The sequence below is a fragment of the Mucilaginibacter rigui genome, assembly GCF_014773275.1.
Classification (GTDB): domain Bacteria; phylum Bacteroidota; class Bacteroidia; order Sphingobacteriales; family Sphingobacteriaceae; genus Mucilaginibacter; species Mucilaginibacter rigui_A.
The window spans coordinates 1-1,903 of record NZ_JACWMW010000012.1; the positions used below are offsets into that span (position 1 = coordinate 1).

Genomic DNA, 1,903 nt, shown 5'->3' on the forward strand with positions numbered 1-1,903 from the left:
CCCCTACATTATCAGTGTAGTGCTCTAACCAAGCTGAGCTACAGGACTGTTTGTTTACTTTACAATCTTGCCACTATTATGGCTGCACCACAACCGATGGCTTCATCTTCCGGGTTGTTTTTTTTAGAGAATAAATAAGAAAATAATCATGCAGGTAACAGTTTCCTGTTAATGCGTTACTCGGTAGCATGCTTTGGATAATGCTCCAGAAAGGAGGTATTCCAGCCACACCTTCCGGTACGGCTACCTTGTTACGACTTAGCCCCAGTTACCGACTTTACCCTAGGACGCTCCTTGCGGTTACGCACTTCAGGCACTTCCAGCTTCCATGGCTTGACGGGCGGTGTGTACAAGGCCCGGGAACGTATTCACCGCGTCATTGCTGATACGCGATTACTAGCGAATCCAACTTCACGGGGTCGAGTTGCAGACCCCGATCCGAACTGTGAATGGCTTTACGAGATTGGCATCCTGTTGCCAGGTAGCTGCCCGCTGTACCATCCATTGTAGCACGTGTGTAGCCCCGGACGTAAGGGCCATGATGACTTGACGTCGTCCCCTCCTTCCTCTCTATTTGCATAGGCAGTCTGAATAGAGTCCCCACCATTACGTGCTGGCAACTATTCACAGGGGTTGCGCTCGTTGCGGGACTTAACCCAACACCTCACGGCACGAGCTGACGACAGCCATGCAGCACCTAGTTTCGTGTCCCGAAGGACTGAGACGTCTCTGTCTCATTCACTAACTTTCAAGCCCGGGTAAGGTTCCTCGCGTATCATCGAATTAAACCACATGCTCCTCCGCTTGTGCGGGCCCCCGTCAATTCCTTTGAGTTTCACCCTTGCGGGCGTACTCCCCAGGTGGAATACTTAACGCTTTCGCTTAGACGCTGACCGTATATCGCCAACATCGAGTATTCATCGTTTAGGGCGTGGACTACCAGGGTATCTAATCCTGTTTGATCCCCACGCTTTCGTGCCTCAGCGTCAATGACACTTTAGTAAGCTGCCTTCGCAATTGGTGTTCTGTGACATATCTATGCATTTCACCGCTACTTGTCACATTCCGCCTACCTCAAGTGTATTCAAGTTCTTCAGTATCAAAGGCACTGCGATAGTTAAGCTACCGTCTTTCACCCCTGACTTAAAGAACCGCCTACGCACCCTTTAAACCCAATAAATCCGGATAACGCTTGGATCCTCCGTATTACCGCGGCTGCTGGCACGGAGTTAGCCGATCCTTATTCTTACCGTACATTCAGCTTCGTTCACGAACAAAGGTTTATTCCGGTACAAAAGCAGTTTACAACCCGTAGGGCCGTCTTCCTGCACGCGGCATGGCTGGTTCAGGCTTGCGCCCATTGACCAATATTCCTTACTGCTGCCTCCCGTAGGAGTCTGGTCCGTGTCTCAGTACCAGTGTGGGGGGTCATCCTCTCAGATCCCCTAAACATCGTAGCCTTGGTAAGCCATTACCTTACCAACTAGCTAATGTTCCGCATGCCCATCTTAATCCTATAAATATTTGATTATCAGAAAATGCTGTCCGATAATGTTATGCGGTGTTAATCTCTCTTTCGAGAGGCTATCCCCCAGATTAAGGTAGGTTACATACGTGTTACGCACCCGTGCGCCACTCTCATGAAAAGCAAGCTCTTCAATCCCGTTCGACTTGCATGTATTAGGCCTGCCGCTAGCGTTCATCCTGAGCCAGGATCAAACTCTCCATTGTATAATGTGTTGTTCAAATCCAGACCCTATTAACTCAATCAATAGAAATCTGTAAAAAAAATATTCTCTTACATTATCCTGATGCTGTTTGAGCTTCGCTGTTAACATTCAGCTCTCCCGAAGGATCGCTGCTGTTACGCTGCATAATTTATTCTCTATCTCTTTTAAGAACT

1 rRNA gene is annotated in these 1,903 nt (G+C 48.5%); it reads right to left on the bottom strand.

Annotation, left to right across the window (positions count from 1 at the left end):
- Positions 1 to 209: 209 nt before the first annotated feature.
- A 16S ribosomal RNA gene (locus tag IDJ75_RS21065) occupies positions 210 to 1,731 on the bottom strand.
- Positions 1,732 to 1,903: the final 172 nt, after the last annotated feature.